Origin of the sequence: Candidatus Koribacter versatilis Ellin345, from assembly GCF_000014005.1 — a bacterium.
GTDB classification, from domain to species: Bacteria; Acidobacteriota; Terriglobia; order Terriglobales; family Acidobacteriaceae; genus Korobacter; species Korobacter versatilis_A.
Genome location: NC_008009.1, coordinates 231,963 through 247,137 on the forward strand (window position 1 = coordinate 231,963; position 15,175 = coordinate 247,137).

Sequence of the window (15,175 nt, forward strand, 5' to 3'; positions counted from 1 at the left end):
TTCATCGGACAGCGTCATGTGCCGTCGTGGAGATCTTGTCGTCGCAGCAGCTATGGGAACGTGGAACAGGGTCGTACCCTCCGCGCACAAATGGATGGCAGCGGAGCAGACGACCCAGCGCGAGCACGCTTCCGCGCACCGCACCATGAATCGAAATTGCCTCCATCGCGTATTCGGAGCACGTCGGCACGTACCGGCAGGAGACGGGCAGCAGCGGCGAGATCCACCGCTTGTAGCCCTTCAGCATCTGCACCAGTACCGCCTTCATCGCTGTTCCTTTCGCGCGCGAGGCTTATGTCTAGATACGTTTTCTACGGGACGTGGGTTCGCCTGTCCAGAGTTTGCGGCCTTCTCAATCACCGTGAGTGCCTTCTGCATTTCCGCAGTCAACACCGCGAAATCCGTGGCTAAAACCGTCTTTTTTGGGTTCACCACCACGTCTACCGCGAAGGTGGGACGGAACCCGGCCCAACATGCCCGCGTCGCCTCGCGAAGCCGTCGTTTCATGCGGTTACGGTCGACGGCGCCACCGAGAGCGCGGCTCACTGTGTAGCCAATCCGCGGCGATTTTTCCGTGATGTTTGCACGGTAAAACGCGGTGAAATTCGCGGAAAAATGGCGTCGCCCCTGCTCATACACCAGGCGGAAATCGGCGTGGCGGAGCAGGCGCGAGGCCTTCGGAATTTTCGCGGAAACACCGCCGCTCACGGCATTTTCTCGGAGCGTCATTGCGGCGCTGGGACTCACTTGTATGTATTCAGTCGTACCGGCGAACGCCGCTAACTAGTCGCGGTATCCAGCACTTACGGAGACGCGCTTGCGCCCTTTGGCGCGGCGGCGCGAGAGTACGGCCGCTCCGCTCTTCGTCTTCATGCGGGTACGGAAGCCGTGCGTCTTGGAACGACGGCGGCGGTTGGGTTGAAAAGTACGCTTCGGCATGGAACCTCAAACTCCCTTATTTCGATAACTTTGCACAGGGCAAACAACGAGTATATAGGAATTTGGCCGGAACCGGCAAACCCATTCCGCCAACATTTCTCCCACGGTAAAAAGGGAAACCTGAGTACAATCTCGTCTCCACTAGCATAACCCGGAGGTCGGGAAATGCAGCTTACCGTCTCGCGCCAAACCTATACGCCGCGCTCCACCTGCGGCACCCTCTCTATCGACGGCGAATTTCAGTGTTTCACCCTCGAGCCCCACGCAGACCAGTCGCAAGGCAAACCCTTCTCCATTCCGGAAGGCACCTACCAGGTCACGCTCGAATTCTCGCCCAAGTTCAAGTGCGACACGCCGCACGTGCAGCACGTTCCCGGGTTTGAAGCGATCGAGATCCATTACGGCAACTTTCCCAAGGACACTGAAGGTTGCTGCCTCGTCGGCACGACGCATGCACCCGACTTCGTTGGAAATTCCCGCGCCGCGTTCGCCGAATTGATGGCGAAGCTGAAGGCCGCGGGAACCCCGCTCTCCGTCACCTACGAAAAGGCAGCCGTCCCATAAAGCGGCATTCATCCCAAGCCCTAAGCAGTTCGTGGCCCCTCAGACTACATTCGATCGTCTGACGAGATTCTTGCGACTTTTGTGCCTCATCCTGAACAGCAGCCGAGGAGGACAGGCAATGGGTTATGCAGTCGTGGTCGACATCGAGAAAGGCCATTCGTTGGCAGCAGCCGTGGAGGCGATCGCTCGCAAGCATGAGCAGGCGTGGAACTCGCACGACCGCCGCGCCTACGAAGAAATGTTCACCGAAGAAGCCGATTTCGTGAACGTCATAGCGCAGCACGCCCGCGGCCGTGACCACATCGGCCGGGATTTCGAGCAGATCCACCGCACCTTCATGCGCAATAGCGTGTTGAAGACCGAGCGTCCGGAAGTGCGTCCGCTCACCGACGACAGCGCCATCGCCCACATCCGCTGGGAAATGACCGGCATGGAAAAGTTGCCGGGCTGGAACATCCCCGACGTCCGCCGCGGTGTGCTGCTTTATGTGCTGGTAAAACGTGATGGCGAGTGGAAGGTGACGGCCTTCCAGAACACCGAAGAAATTGCGGTGAAAGTGCCGGAGTAGTTAGGCGTGTACTACGCTGGTCTGGAGCGCCTTCGCGCGCTCCAGCGCGTCGGAAATGCTGTTGAGCATATTCTCCTCGCCCACGTGCGCACCCAACCCCGACTGTTCGATCAGTTCCTTGGGTTGTCGACGAGCGCCACACAGCAGCACCTTGCGCCCCGTCCTGCGTATCGCTTCGATCGCGGTCTCTAAAGCCTGAATACCGGTGGCGTCAATCGCGGTCATGTTGCGCAAGCGCACGATGACGACCGGCGGAAGCTCGTCAATACGCGAGGTGATCTCTTCCATCTTCTCCGTAGTGCCGAACAAGAACGGGCCGTGAATGCGGAAGATCGCGACGTAGCCCGGAATGTCCTTGTTCTGGAGGATGTGTGCATGCCCGGCTTTCACGTACTCTTCGGTCACCATGCTCACGGTTGTGGTGAGCGACACCCGGCGAATGAAGACGAGCACTGCCATGATCATTCCGGCTTCGACGGCGGTGGTCAGGTCCGCGAAGACGGTCAACAAGAAGGACGCAAGCCACGTACCTATCTCCAGCTTCGAGAGCTTGAGGATCTGCGGGATCTCGCGCCACTCGCCCATGTTGTAGGCCACCACGAACAGGATCGCCGAGAGCACCGCGAGCGGAATGAACTTCGCTGCCGGCGCCGCAAAGACCACAATCGCCAGCAACGTCGCCGAGTGAATCATTCCAGCGACGGGCGAGGTCGCGCCGGAGCGGATGTTCGTCGCAGTACGCGCAATCGCGCCCGTGGCAGGCAGTCCGCCAAAGAGCGGCGAAAAGATATTGGCAATGCCCTGGCCGACCAGTTCAACATTCGGGTTGTGCTTATCGCCGCTGAGCCGATCGGAAACCACGGCTGACATCAACGACTCGATCGCGCCCAGCATTGCCACGGTCAGAGCGGGCGAGATCAGCGGTCGTAGCAGGTTGGCGTGAAACTGAGGGATCTCCAGCTTCGGCAAGCCCGATGGGATTCCTCCAAAGCGCGTTCCGATGGTCTGCACGTCGAGATGCAAAAGCAGCACCGCGGCAGTGCCCGCGACCAGCGCCACGATATAGCCCGGCACGCGCTTCACATAGCGCATGAAGGCAATGATGATCGCCAGCGCCAGCAAGCCAATACACGTTTCCTCAACAGAAAGCGTTCGGAAGTTTTTGCCGAGAACTTCCATGCGATCGAGAAAATCGCCCGGCACTTTTTCAATCTTCAGTCCGAAGAAGTCTTTAATCTGCGTGCTCGCGATGATCACCGCGATCCCGTTGGTGAATCCAACCACCACCGGCCGCGGAATGAACTTCACCGCCGACCCCAGTCCGGTGATGCCGAGCAGCACAAGAATCACTCCGGCTTCGAGCGTGCACATGAACAACCCATCGATCCCATGCTTGGCGACAATGTTGTAGACCACGACGACGAACGCGCCGGTCGGGCCACCGATCTGTGTCAGCGAACCACCGCACGCCGAGACGAGGAACCCGGCGACGATCGCGCAATACAGTCCGCTCTGCGGCGGCACGCCAGAAGCAATGGCAAACGCCATCGCCAGCGGAAGCGCAACCAGCCCCACAGTAATGCCGGCAAGCAGGTCGGCAACAAAGCGCTGGCGGGAGTAATCACGCAGCGCAAGAACGGACTTCGGTAGCCACTCGTGCATTGGGAAAATACGGGCCTTTTTATCAAGCTAGCAAGCAGAGTAGCTGAAGGGAATCACGGGAAGGTGGTACTCACATTGGGACAAAGCAAAACGGCGGGATCTCTCCCGCCGTCAGTCAATCAGTTTCGCAACTAATTCTTCGCTGCTCCCGCCAACTGCCGCACCACGTAATGCAGAATTCCGCCGTGACGGAAATACTGCACTTCCTGGGGTGTATCAATGCGCAGCGTAGCTCGGAATGTTTCCGTCTTGCCGTTGTTGTGGGTGGCGAGAACTTCCACTGTCTTGCCGGGCGCGAAGTTATCGAGTGCCTCGTTGAGTCCGCGGATCTCGATCGTCTCATCGCCAGTCAGGCCGTGTTTCTCCACGTCTTCGCCTTCCAGGAACTGCAATGGAATAATCCCCATGCCTACAAGGTTCGAGCGATGGATGCGTTCGAAGCTTTCGGCAATCACCGCGCGCACGCCGAGCAGCCGCGGCCCCTTCGCCGCCCAGTCGCGCGACGAACCCGAGCCATACTCCTTGCCTGCGAGAATCACCGTCGGCACGCCCTCGGCGCGGTACTTCTCCGACGCGTCGAAGATCGACATCTGCTCGCCGCTCGGCAGATGCTTGGTATAGCCGCCTTCGGTGCCCGGCACCATCTTGTTGCGCAGGCGCGTATTGGCGAAGGTGCCACGCATCATCACTTCATGATTGCCGCGGCGCGAGCCGAAGGAATTGAAGTCGGCGATCTTCACGCCATGTTCGGTCAGATACTTACCGGCGGGCCCGTCTTTCTTAATCGATCCCGCGGGCGAGATGTGGTCGGTAGTGATCGAGTGCCCAAGTACGGCCAGCACACGCGCGCCCTTGATCTCCTCGACGGCTTTCGGCGTGAGCGTCATGCCCTCGAAGTACGGTGGGTTCTTCACGTAGGTCGAAGTGTCTTCCCACGCGAAGGTCTCGCCGGTCGGGACGTTCAGCCCCTGCCAGCGCTGGTCGCCCTTGAAAACGTCGCCATAACTCTTGCGGAACATCGAGCCTTCAATGCAGGAGTTCACTACGTCATCCACTTCCTGCGAAGTTGGCCAAATGTCTTTCAGGAAGACTTCGTTACCATCGTTGCCGATGCCGATCGCGTCTTTCGTCGGATCGAAATCAATGCGTCCTGCCAGCGCGAAAGCCACCACCAGCGGCGGCGACATCAGGTAATTCGCGCGAACTTCGCTATTGATGCGGCCTTCGAAGTTGCGATTGCCCGACAGCACCGACGCGACGACGAGGTCCTTCTCGCCGACATGCTTCGAAACTTCTTCCGGCAGCGGCCCGGAGTTTCCAATGCACGTGGTGCAGCCGTAGCCGACTACGTTGAAACCGAGCTGTTCGAGATACGTCAGCAGTCCGGACTTGATGTAGTAGTCGGTGACCACCTTCGATCCCGGCGCCAGCGACGTCTTCACCCACGCCGGCGTCTTCAGACCTTTTTCGACAGCTTTCTTCGCGACCAGCCCGGCGCCGATCATCACACTCGGGTTCGAAGTATTGGTGCAACTCGTGATCGCCGCGATCACCACTGCACCATGGTTAACGCCTTCTGCAACTGTCTCGCCGCCCTTCGGCGTGGCGTTGTGTTTGAAGTTGTCTTCCAGCTTCGTGCCGGGCTTCACCAGCGTCGGCAGCGCCTTCTCGAAAGACTCGCCAACATGACCCAGCACCACGCGGTCCTGCGGACGCTTCGGCCCCGCCACGCTCGGCTCCACCGTTGCCAGGTGCAGGTCGAGCACTTCGCTGTACTCGGCTTCCGGCGTGTCGTGCGTGTGGAACAGTCCCTGCTCCTTGCAGTACGCCTCGACGAGTTTGATGTGCTCTTCGCTGCGGCCCGAGAGGCGCAGGTAGCGCAGCGTCTCGTCGTCCACGGGGAAGATGCCGCAAGTCGCGCCGTATTCGGGCGCCATGTTCGCAATCGTCGTACGGTCCGCCAGCGGCAGGTGACGCAAGCCGCTGCCGAAGTACTCCACGAACTTGCCGACCACGCCGTGGCGGCGCAGCATTTCGGTCAGCGTCAATACGAGGTCGGTGGCAGTCGCGCCCTCGGGCAGCTTGCCGGTCAGGCGAACGCCCACCACTTGCGGAATCAGCATCGAGACAGGCTGGCCGAGCATGGCGGCCTCGGCTTCAATGCCGCCCACGCCCCAGCCCAGCACGCCAAGCCCGTTGACCATCGTCGTGTGCGAGTCGGTGCCCACCAGCGTGTCGGGATACGCCACGGCCTTGCTGCTGCCATTCGACCCCTGCTGCGCCACAAACACAACGCGCGCCAGGTACTCGACGTTCACCTGGTGCACAATGCCGGTGTCCGGCGGCACGATGGCGAAGTTCTTGAACGCCGTTTGCCCCCAGCGCAGGAACGCGTAGCGCTCCTTGTTGCGGATGAACTCCAGCTCGGCGTTCAGGTCGAAGGCTTTGGCGGAGCCAAACTCATCCACCTGCACCGAGTGGTCAATCACCAGCTCGGCCGGCTGCAGCGGATTGATTTTTGTCGCATCGCCGCCGAGGGCCTTCATCGCCTCGCGCATCGCGGCCAGGTCCACCACGGCGGGCACGCCGGTGAAGTCCTGCAGCAGCACGCGGCTGGGCATAAAGGCGATTTCCTGCGCGGGTACGGCCTTCGGGTCCCACCCGGCCAGGGCGCGGATTTCGTCGGCCTTCACATTGCGCCCGTCTTCGCGGCGCAGCAGGTTTTCCAGCAATATGCGCAGCGAGAAGGGCAGGCGCGCAACGTTAAAGCCCTGCTTGTCGAGGGCGTCAAGGCGGTAGATTTCGTACTCGCGACCATCCACGCGGAGTACGGCACGGCTATCAAAGCTGTTCATAGGAATTCCTCACAAAAATGCGCGCCAGGCGCGGTCAATCAGTTGTCAGGATCTTGATGGCTTGGTTCACGCCTCGTGAGGAGTGAACACCCATCCCCAAACCCGAGGGAATCTCGAGTTTTCCGGGAGGGCGTGCAGGCATTGACCGGTACAGGCTCGTCAGCCGGAACTCTTTAGTTTAACTCTGGAAGGGGGTGGAGGGGAATGGTGGAGAGGAGGGGGCGCGAAGCGAAGAGGGGAAGCGGCTTTTCTGCTATTTACAACTCGGTGGATGTCTGTGCTCGTGGGGTGGAGTAGAAGCGTCTATGGCCCTCACCGAGCGATGAAGTCCAGTGCTGAACCGAGACTAGCGCCTGTCAGTCTTCGATGCATCTCGATTGCGTGCCGTTCTGTCATGCCAGAGAGCAAATCGACCACTGCGCGCACAAGAGACCTTTCCTTCTCTGTCCCGGATTGTGACGACATATGAATTGCCTCAATATTTTCGCGATCGCTCGTCGGGAATATATGCGGCGCGTTCAGGGACTTCGCTTCCTCGTGGAAGATATTGAACAAGTCTTCAACTATCCGTTTTTGCCCGTATTGCTGTGTCGCGAGTGCGGGATTTTCAATCACGTAATGCCAAGTCAGCTGTTTCAGCATCTTCACTTCTTTTCTGAAACCCGGTGGAACCGACAGGAAAGCCTTTTTCCCATCCACTCCGACAGTCGAGTTGCTCACGTACCTGTTAATCAGCCCGGCAGTGAATGAGCGTAAGGCGGATCTTTGCTTCTGTGTGGCTCGGTACTCGACGTCCAGCGGAATGGTAATTGCCAGCTTATCGAAAGCTTCTTGCAACTCAGCAAATGCTTGATCGGGGAGCAATTCGTCGCGTTGCAGACGCTTTCTTGCACCATCATAAAAGCGCTGTCGCTCACCAGCGTCGGTTACCAGCAGGTGCAACGGAACAAGCCTCGCTCGGTAGAAGTCTTCGAGATCATGAACTGAGTACGTAATATCGTCGGACCAATCCATGATGCTAGCCTCAAGCGCCTGCTCGTCATCATTTGCATTTTGCAGTTGGCGCGCGAATTTGAAATCGACAAGTTCGGCCTCATATGCTCCCCACTTACGATTCTTCTTCCCAGAGTTACCTCTCGCCCACGGGTATTTCAGAACTGCGTTGAGCGTCGCGCGCGTTAAATTTAATCCTTCCATGTTCGAGGAGCGGAACGCGAGCTTGGTAATGATTCGAAAGCTTTGCGCATTGCCTTCAAAACCGTCCGGGAGATTCTGTTGTGTCGATAGTTTGTCCAACAGCACTTCTGAAACGTGACCGAACGGTGGATGGCCGAGGTCGTGAGCCAAGCATGCAGCCTCGACAACGTCAGCATCGAGTCTCACTGAGAGAGAATTATCCGCAGCGAGAAACTTCTCGGCTAAACGACGCCCCACCTGCGCGACTTCTAGCGAATGTGTAAGACGGTTATGAAAGATGTGGCCTTCCTCGGACCCGACTACCTGGGTGATTCCGGCCAATCTTCGAAACGCTGACGTGAAGAGAATTCTGTCGCGATCGCGCTGCGCCGGGAGTCGATTGTCAGGAGGACGATCACTTGGGTGCCTGCGGTCAAACCTGCCAACGGCCTCGGGGTTGGTTCCGTTCGGCATCTTCAACGATTTCGTGTCGGACTGACCATTAGTGATTGAGTCTCAGAAAGCAATAACTCGCCCTGGGAAATCAAATGCCAAATTGCCTCCCGGACAGAAATCGACGCGATCCGTAGCTGATCAGCGGTCTTAGAGATCACCTCGCTCGGTTCTAAGTCGGGGTGCATTCGGATGACTTCGAGGACTCTTTCCTCAACGGAGCGATCCAACGGGTAATTCGGTATGTGTGTAGCCATAGAAAACGAATCCTTTGCTGCTTTTGTACTCACTGTCTGTTGGAAATCGCTCAATTAGTGCGATCATTCAGGCGACAGCAAACCCAAATTCACTAGACGGTATTGCATCGCCAAGGGGCTTACTCGATATTTCCTTGCAAGCATCTTTAGGTCGTTGTCCGATAAATGAGCTTCGCCACGATAGGACGGCTTCAGGTCTCGATATAGAAATTCTGTTGGCATCAAAAGATTCGCAGCAAATGCGTTCGCTTCGATTTCTTTTTTGTCTGTCGCATCCGAGGACCTGCCATCTCGGCGAATCACAGTAAACCGCGAGTCAATGTATTCGCCTTCGTGATTTAAAGCGAAGTGCGCGAGTTCGTGCGCAACAGTAAACCGACGACGTGTTTGTGGATGCGCAGAGTTCACAGCGATACCCGTCATGCCGTTGCTGCGAATTAGGGCTCCAGACACTTCTCCGGCATACGCAGTTTCGATAATGGGGAGCCCCTCCGCTTCCGCAATACGTTCCACCGGAACGGGGCCGTCGTTTATGTTGTACTTCCGCAGGAGCTGCTCAACGCGCTGTTCTATTTCGGGTGGCCTCATTCTGCACCTTTCACGATTTCAGCGAGCTGGATCTTCGCCAATCTGACGAACCGGTCTTCGTTAGTAGGTTGATGTGCTTCCTCGACGTCATGCTCTGTCGGTATCAGTTCCATCGGGTGAATATCCAGAGCCTTTGCGAGTACAAATGCCTGCGCAATTTGCACATTCTGCCCGCCGCGTTCGATATTTGCGATCGTCACGCGTGATACGCCGATTCTTCTTCCGAGCTCAGTTTGGGAGATTCGGCGGGCCCGGCGAGCGCTCCCAAGACGGTGCCCAAACAACGTGTTCACTATAGCCGGATCGATTTGCACAGGATTTGCACAGCACCTAGTGCAATTCTCTGTGCAAAACATCCAGTTTGTCAAGTCTTACTTTTGATTGTGACAAGTCTAGCTTTGCAAATTAGTAATGCGTAATTAGTGATTGCGATCTTCGTTCCGATGTGGCACTCTCTTGTTGTGAGTACTAAGGCCCAAACAGGAATCAGCCGCGGATGGAAGCCGCGGCTGATGTGGGCGACGGACGAGTCCGTCGTCGCCTCGCTTTGCGAAGCTGTACCCGCGACGATTATCTACGTGAGAACGTCGGGTCGCAAGTGCCTCGTTGATACGGACTCAATTCAATCAGGAGGTGCCAGTAATGGCACGATTCCGTATCACCTGCACAATCCACAGCGAGGATCACGAGCGCATCGCCGAAGTCGGTTGTGACGATGGCTCACGCTTTACCGAAAGCGAAGCGATCGCTCGCATCGAAAACCAAGGGGACGAATTCGTTGTTGATCGTCCTCAAGGCCACACCGCGAAGGTCATCGTCGAAAAGACGAAAGAGGGTCGCAAGTTCCTCAAGACCGAGGCAGACGGCGAGAAACCCAACAATCTTCTTTCCTTGCCCACTTGCAAAAAGCACGTTGAGACGCCCCCACCGCCGCGCGTCGTGGTACCCGCACGCTCGCACGGGGTTCGATGGTGAGCACCGCCACTTGGATTTCAACCGCTCCGGATCTGCAGTATTTCTATCCGGATTTCACTCCCGCGGAAGTGCCTTCGGGCACTTCTGCGCGGCGAGCTTGGATTGGGCGGATCCAGCCGTTCACAGATGACGCGTCCGCCAGACTTGCATGGCGCCGGATGCAGCGAGACCTCGCAATCTCTATCGATCGCGGCACCATCCTACCGCCGCAATCCGCCCGCAAACTCGACCCGCACCCGCTTGAATCTCTGGCGGTCAATACCGAGATGTCGTTTGAAGTACTCCTTCTCGAATTCGATAATCCGCAACATCCATGGGTGTATTGCGTAGCGCCGGAAGTCTCGCGCGATGTCTTCCCCGCGTTACTGCACATCCGGGAGGATCGTTCGATTTGGTTTCGTGGCCGCTACATTCCTGGGCTGTGTGTGTACTCTGCGTCGATATTCAAGTTCGAATCCTGGCCGTCGAAATCGGTCCAGGTGCTCGATCAAACGGCGACGTACTTGGGAAAGCTTGTGATCTGGCTTCGGACTAGAAGGCTCTTCCACTTGAATTCAGGCGTTGTACTCTACACGCCCGCGCCAGGTGAACAGGTGCGCGACACCGAGCCGCGCATCAATCGCAATTTTCCCGGAATCGCGAAGCAACTTCTGCCCATAACGAGAGCGTGGCGAGGCGTTTGGCCAGGAGGCGTAGCTCCGTTCGGTCCCGCCGGGCACTTTCAGACGATTGCACCGCAAGAGGAGTGTTGGTGTGGCAGCGGTGAAACGTACGGAAACTGCCACCGAAGGCAAGAGGCGAGCGTTCTCGGGAATACAGGAGACGGGACATCCCCCAACTAGCTAATTACATCGCCCTGTGACCCATCTCACGCACGAGCGTGCCGCCCGTCACAGACTCTTGCGTCCCCTCCCATTATCCTGTGCATGTGGGGATCACCCGAACTTCTCATCTCCCGCCGCCCAGTCTGGACCGCCAGCGCAAACGTGTGTCCAGACGGGGGTGTTAACGAATAAGTAAACTTCTTTGCAGAGTGAATAGTTAAGGAAGTCTTGCAACAAAGGCGAAAAACGACAGCTAAGTCCCACAAAATCAAATTTTTGCCTATAACTCCCACGCGCTCAAATTTTTGCGCGGATTGCATACCCTAACCTGCTGAAAACACGATATAGGGGGGAGGGGGGTGGGGGGGGTACTTAACAATAAACCCCGCTGCTGCAGGGTTTACCCTCGCACCGCTTCCACCAGCAACCAAATATTCAGCCCCGCGATGACGATCGCGACGGTCCAAGCGACCAACTTCAAGAGCGCCCCATTCGCGAACTCGCCCATCTTCTCTTTCGAACTGGTGAACGCCACCAGCGGGAAGACGGCGAAGCTCAGCTGCATGGAGAGCACGACCTGGCTGAAGATGAGCAGCTTCGCGGTGCCGCTGGCGCCGTAGAAGAAGCTGATGATCACCGCCGGAATGATCGCGATCAGCCGCGTGACCAGCCGGCGCAGCCACGGTTTCAGGCGGATGGAGAGGAAGCCTTCCATCACGATCTGTCCGGCGAGCGTGCCGGTGAGGGTGGAGTTCTGGCCCGACGCCAGCAGCGCGATGGCGAAGATCACGCTCGCGCCGGTGACGCCGAGCAGCGGCGAGAGCAGGCGATAGGCGTCGCTGATCTCGGCAACCTCGCGGTGTCCGCTGCGGTAGAACACCGACGCAGCCATGATCAAAATCGCGGCATTTACCAGGAACGCGAACGAGAGCGCAATCGCCGAATCGATGTTGCAGTACTTGATCGCCTCGCGTTTGCCTTCAGGCGTGCGCTCGTACTGGCGCGTTTGCACGATCGCCGAGTGCAGGTAGAGATTATGTGGCATCACCGTAGCGCCAAGAATGCCGACCGCGATATAGAGCATCGCGTGGTTAGTGACGAGTTCCTGGTGCGGCAGAAAACCGGCGAGCATCGGCCAAAGCTCAGGCCGCGAGTACAGAATCTCCAGGCCGAAGCAGATGCTGATGGTCGCAATCAGGGTGACGACGATCGCCTCAATGTAGCGAAAGCCGCGCTGCTGCAACAGCAGCATGAGCAGCACGTCGCCAGCGGTGATGCACACGCCGATGGTGAGCGGGATATGAAACAACAGCTGCAGCGCGATCGCCGAGCCAATCACTTCGGCAAGATCGCATGCGGCAATGCCGATTTCCGCCAGCACCCAAAGCCCAATGCTCACCGGCTTGGAATACGCATCGCGGCAAGCCTGCGCGAGGTCGCGCTCGACCACGATCCCAAGCTTCAGAGAGAGCGATTGCAGGAGGATTGCCATCAAGCTCGAGATCAGCACGACTGAGAGCAGCGCGTAATTGAATTGCGATCCGGCGGCGAGATCGGTGGCCCAGTTGCCCGGGTCCATGTATCCAACGGCAACCAGGAAGCCCGGTCCGGCGAACGCGACGAGTTTGCGCAGGAAGCTCGGCCCGCTCGGGATCGGCAGGCTGCTGTGCACCTCGGGCAAGCTGGGCATTCCCTCGGTGACGCGCCACGGGCTGGAGCGGGTGTTCATGAAAGCAGATTGGATGCTACGGAACAGCTGAGTACCACTTTAAAAGAGCCATCCCGGTACGCGCCAGCATAGAAGTCACATGGCGATGTTTGACTTCGCTGTGCCGAAACCCTAACCTTTCCTCTTTACGCTCTGGAGAACGAACGTTCATGAAGGTCCTGGTGATTGGCGGCGGTGGCCGTGAACATGCGCTGGTGTGGAAGCTGAGACAGTCGCCGCGCGTTTCGAAGCTCTACTGCGTGCCCGGCAACGGCGGTATCGGCGACGAAGCCGAGTGCCTCCCGGGCGACGTGAAATCCGTGGACGCTATGCTCGAGATCGCCAACCGTATCCGTCCGGACCTCACCGTCGTCGGCCCCGAAATCCCATTAACGAATGGCCTCGTCGACGAGTTCCAGAAGCGCGAGTACCCCGTCTTCGGGCCCACGAAAGCCGCTGCCGAACTCGAAGGCAGCAAGAGCTTCGCCAAGCTCTTCATGCAGCGGCACCGCATTCCCACCGGCCACTACGCGGTCGTCACCGACAAAGTTGAATTGCAGAAAGCACTCGCGCATCTGCATGCGCCTGTGGTGGTAAAAGCCGACGGACTCGCCGCGGGCAAGGGCGTAGTCATCGCGAAGACCAAAGACGAAGCCTTCCTCGTTGCCATGGAGATGCTCAGCGGCAAGATGCTCGGTGACGCCGGCCGTCGCGTGGTCCTCGAAGAATTTCTGCAAGGCGAAGAGCTTTCGTTCCTCGTCATGAGCGACGGCGAGCGTGGCGTGCCGCTCGTGGCCGCCCAAGATCACAAGCGCGTGGGCGACAACGACACCGGCCCCAACACCGGCGGTATGGGCGCCTACAGTACCGATAAAATCGTGGACCCGCAAATGCGCGAGTGGCTGCTAAAGAACGTCGCGCGCCCGGTCATTCACGGCATGGCGGAAGAAGGCTCGCCGTTCAAAGGCATCCTCTATTGCGGTCTGATGATGACCGCCAAGGGCCCGATGGTCCTCGAGTTCAACGCGCGCTTCGGCGATCCCGAGACCCAGGCGATTCTGATGCGCCTCGACAGCGATCTGGTAGACGCGTTCGAAGCCAGCGTGAAAGGCCGCATCAGCGAAGGCGACTTCAAGTGGTCGTCAGATGCGGCAGTCACGGTCGTCATGGCCTCGCAGGGATATCCGGGCTCGTACGAGGCGGGCAAGAAGATTCACGGTCTCGCAGAAGCCGCAACGGTTCCAGGCGTAAAGGTATTCCACGCGGGGACCACCAAGCGCGACGGCGAGTACTACACCGCCGGCGGTCGCGTGCTCAACGTCACCGCGAAAGGCGTGACGCTCGGCGACGCCGTCAACAGCGCTTACGACGCGATCATGAAGATTCGCTTCGACGGCATGATCTATCGCAAGGACATCGCAGCCCGGGGATTGAAAGCAGCGAAGTAGCGCCCTGTCATCCTGAGCGGAGTTTCGCGAAGCGAAACGGAGTCGAAGGACCCCTATCGTCGGCGGCAAACTCTCCTCCGCGTAAAATAGGCAGTTGCACGAGAGGTCACGCAATTGTCCAAGCCTATCCGTGTCGCCGTGATTGGAGCGGGAGCGTTCGGCAAGAACCATGCCCGTGTTTATTCCGAACTGCATCGTGAGACCCAGGCCGGCACCCTGCCGCAGGGCACGCCCGGCGTAGAACTCGTCGGCATTGTCGACAGCGACACCGCTCGCGCCGCGCAGATCGCCGCCACTCACGAAACTCGCGCTTATGCTTCGATCCGCGAACTGCTGGCGCACGGCGGAGCCGATGCCGTCTCCATTGCGGTGCCCACGAAATTCCATCGCAATGTGGCGCGTGAAGCTCTCGAAGCCGGCTTCGACGTGCTGATTGAAAAGCCGCTCGCCGCCACGCTCGAAGAAGCAGACGAGATCATTGACCTCGCGGCCGAGCATCGCCGCATCGCGCAGGTCGGACACCTCGAACGCTTCAATCCTGCTGTCCGCGCGACGATCCCGCTCATCACCAAGCCCATGTTTTTCGAGATTCACCGCCTGAGCCTCTTCGGTCCGCGCGCTCTCGACGTGGATGTCGTCCTCGACCTCATGATCCACGACATCGACATCATCCTGTCGTTCGTTGCAGGCGAAGTGGTTGAAGTGCGCGCCGTCGGTCTGCCGGTGCTCTCGCAGAAGGTGGATATCGCCAGCGTGCGCCTGCAATTCGCAAACGGATGCATCGCCAATCTCACTGCGAGCCGAGTTTCGACGGAACGCGTGCGCAAACTGCGCTTCTTCCAGCCCAACCAATACGTGTCGATCGATTACGCGCGCCAGGATGTGCTGGTGTTTACGGTGAACAAGATGGCGCAGCACACGCCCAACGATGGTGGCCTGCCGCAAATGCCGGATGTAATGCCGTCGAAACCGCCGGTGGTGCCGGAAGAGCCGCTGCGCTCGGAAATCCTCAGCTTCCTGCAAGCAGTGCAAACTCGGGAAACGCCAGTGGTGTCGTTGGAAGATGGCCGCCGAGCTTTGGCGGTTGCGTTGGAAATTCAGAAGGCGATTGAAGAACACGCCGAGCGGGCGCATCTGGATGCGCTGACGAAGTAGGCT

The 15,175-nt window shown here is 58.6% G+C and carries 15 protein-coding genes; 6 read left to right on the forward strand and 9 right to left on the reverse strand.

What is annotated here, in order from left to right:
• Position 1: 1 nt before the first annotated feature.
• Genes yidD through rpmH form a run of 3 tightly spaced genes read right to left on the reverse strand, consistent with a single transcriptional unit; the run spans position 2 to position 939 of the window.
• Positions 2-268 carry a membrane protein insertion efficiency factor YidD gene (yidD, locus tag ACID345_RS01115; RefSeq protein ID WP_011521025.1) on the reverse strand — a complete coding sequence of 89 codons (267 nt, stop codon included), beginning with the start codon at positions 266-268 and terminating at the stop codon, positions 2-4.
• Complete coding sequence (gene rnpA, locus ACID345_RS24980; RefSeq protein ID WP_011521026.1) at positions 265-729, reverse strand: ribonuclease P protein component; 465 nt, start codon at positions 727-729, stop codon at positions 265-267. The genes yidD and rnpA overlap by 4 nt, the downstream gene beginning before the upstream one ends.
• A 54-nt stretch (positions 730-783) precedes the next feature.
• Positions 784-939, reverse strand: a complete 156-nt coding sequence (rpmH, locus tag ACID345_RS01125; RefSeq protein ID WP_011521027.1) for a 50S ribosomal protein L34 — start codon at positions 937-939, stop codon at positions 784-786.
• A gap of 165 nt (positions 940-1,104) precedes the next feature.
• Here rpmH and ACID345_RS01130 point away from each other — a divergent pair, with 165 nt between their 5' ends.
• Positions 1,105-1,503, forward strand: coding sequence for a DUF5675 family protein (locus ACID345_RS01130; RefSeq protein WP_011521028.1), 399 nt, complete (start codon positions 1,105-1,107; stop codon positions 1,501-1,503).
• Positions 1,504-1,621: 118 nt separating this feature from the next.
• Entirely contained in the window at positions 1,622-2,071 is a 450-nt protein-coding gene (locus ACID345_RS01135; RefSeq protein WP_011521029.1) for an SgcJ/EcaC family oxidoreductase, read from the forward strand.
• Here ACID345_RS01135 and ACID345_RS01140 read toward each other — a convergent pair whose 3' ends face one another.
• The 5 genes from ACID345_RS01140 to ACID345_RS26155 all read right to left on the reverse strand — a co-directional run bounded on the left by ACID345_RS01140 (position 2,072) and on the right by ACID345_RS26155 (position 9,418).
• A complete protein-coding gene (locus ACID345_RS01140) occupies positions 2,072-3,733 on the reverse strand; it encodes a SulP family inorganic anion transporter (RefSeq protein WP_011521030.1) in 1,662 nt (553 codons plus the stop codon).
• Between the two features lie 131 nt (positions 3,734-3,864).
• A complete protein-coding gene (gene acnA, locus ACID345_RS01145) occupies positions 3,865-6,588 on the reverse strand; it encodes an aconitate hydratase AcnA (protein WP_011521031.1) in 2,724 nt (907 codons plus the stop codon).
• Between the two features lie 312 nt (positions 6,589-6,900).
• A complete protein-coding gene (locus ACID345_RS01150; RefSeq protein ID WP_011521032.1) occupies positions 6,901-8,238 on the reverse strand; it encodes a deoxyguanosinetriphosphate triphosphohydrolase family protein in 1,338 nt (445 codons plus the stop codon).
• Positions 8,239-8,537: 299 nt separating this feature from the next.
• Complete coding sequence (locus tag ACID345_RS01155; RefSeq protein ID WP_011521033.1) at positions 8,538-9,062, reverse strand: ImmA/IrrE family metallo-endopeptidase; 525 nt, start codon at positions 9,060-9,062, stop codon at positions 8,538-8,540.
• Complete coding sequence (locus ACID345_RS26155) at positions 9,059-9,418, reverse strand: helix-turn-helix domain-containing protein (protein ID WP_011521034.1); 360 nt, start codon at positions 9,416-9,418, stop codon at positions 9,059-9,061. Before ACID345_RS26155 ends, ACID345_RS01155 begins: the two co-directional genes overlap by 4 nt.
• Before the next feature lie 286 nt (positions 9,419-9,704).
• Between ACID345_RS26155 and ACID345_RS01165 the strand changes: the two genes are divergently transcribed.
• Entirely contained in the window at positions 9,705-10,037 is a 333-nt protein-coding gene (locus tag ACID345_RS01165) for a DUF3892 domain-containing protein (RefSeq protein ID WP_049761601.1), read from the forward strand.
• Between the two features lie 266 nt (positions 10,038-10,303).
• Positions 10,304-10,879 (forward strand): SEC-C metal-binding domain-containing protein, encoded by a 576-nt coding sequence (locus tag ACID345_RS27455; RefSeq protein ID WP_408609949.1) that lies wholly within the window; start codon positions 10,304-10,306, stop codon positions 10,877-10,879.
• A 382-nt stretch (positions 10,880-11,261) separates the two neighbouring features.
• Here the strand turns inward: ACID345_RS27455 and ACID345_RS01175 are convergent, their stop codons facing one another.
• Positions 11,262-12,590 carry an Nramp family divalent metal transporter gene (locus ACID345_RS01175; protein WP_049761602.1) on the reverse strand — a complete coding sequence of 443 codons (1,329 nt, stop codon included), beginning with the start codon at positions 12,588-12,590 and terminating at the stop codon, positions 11,262-11,264.
• A 149-nt stretch (positions 12,591-12,739) separates the two neighbouring features.
• Between ACID345_RS01175 and purD the strand changes: the two genes are divergently transcribed.
• Entirely contained in the window at positions 12,740-14,017 is a 1,278-nt protein-coding gene (gene purD, locus ACID345_RS01180) for a phosphoribosylamine--glycine ligase (RefSeq protein WP_011521038.1), read from the forward strand.
• A gap of 114 nt (positions 14,018-14,131) precedes the next feature.
• Positions 14,132-15,172, forward strand: a complete 1,041-nt coding sequence (locus tag ACID345_RS01185; RefSeq protein ID WP_011521039.1) for a Gfo/Idh/MocA family protein — start codon at positions 14,132-14,134, stop codon at positions 15,170-15,172.
• Positions 15,173-15,175 lie beyond the last annotated feature (3 nt).